This window comes from Amycolatopsis sp. SID8362, assembly GCF_010550475.1.
Classification (GTDB): Bacteria; Actinomycetota; Actinomycetes; order Mycobacteriales; family Pseudonocardiaceae; genus Amycolatopsis; species Amycolatopsis eburnea.
The window spans coordinates 1-516 of the sequence record NZ_JAAGNB010001306.1 but is presented as its reverse complement, the minus strand read 5'-3'; the positions used below and the strand labels follow the sequence as shown (position 1 = coordinate 516).

The 516-nt window shown below is 74.4% G+C and carries 1 pseudogene; it reads left to right on the top strand.

The features are described from left to right. Positions 1-170: 170 nt before the first annotated feature. Positions 171-516 (top strand): annotated as a pseudogene (locus G3I65_RS40020) (cytochrome P450); the annotation flags it as partial.

The window sequence follows — 516 nt, the reverse complement described above, 5'->3', positions numbered from 1 at the left end:
CGGGCCGCCGACGTACCGGCTGCCGGACGGCCGCGTCACCGAGGCGTGGTGGTTCGAGCACGCCGCCCCGCGGCCGGTGCGGTGCGCCGGTCCGCAGGCGACGTGGTTCCCGGCCTCGCTGCTCTGAAGCTTCGGCCGTTGCCGACGTTTCCCGTGGATACGTTCGCCGCATGACTTCGCTTTCCGCTCCCGTGCCGCCCGTTCCCGTCGACGTTCCGCAGGGGAGCGTCGCGTGGCTGCGCGCTTCGGTGGCCCGGTTCAGCAATGGTCCCGACCACGTCCGGCGGCGGGGGCTGGCGGTGTCCCTTTTGGAGTCCGTCGGCGAGCTGCGCGACGAGGCTTTCGCGCGCACGCAAGGGATCGTGGCCGCGCTCGACGATTTCGACGTGATGGCGGCGGTCGCGCGGCCGGTGCCGGTCGGGGTGCTGGCTTCGGCGCTCGGCCTCCCCGACGTCTCGGCGGACGTGGCGCTGGTCGCCGCGGCGTACCACCCGCACGTCACGCCGGAGGCCGCCG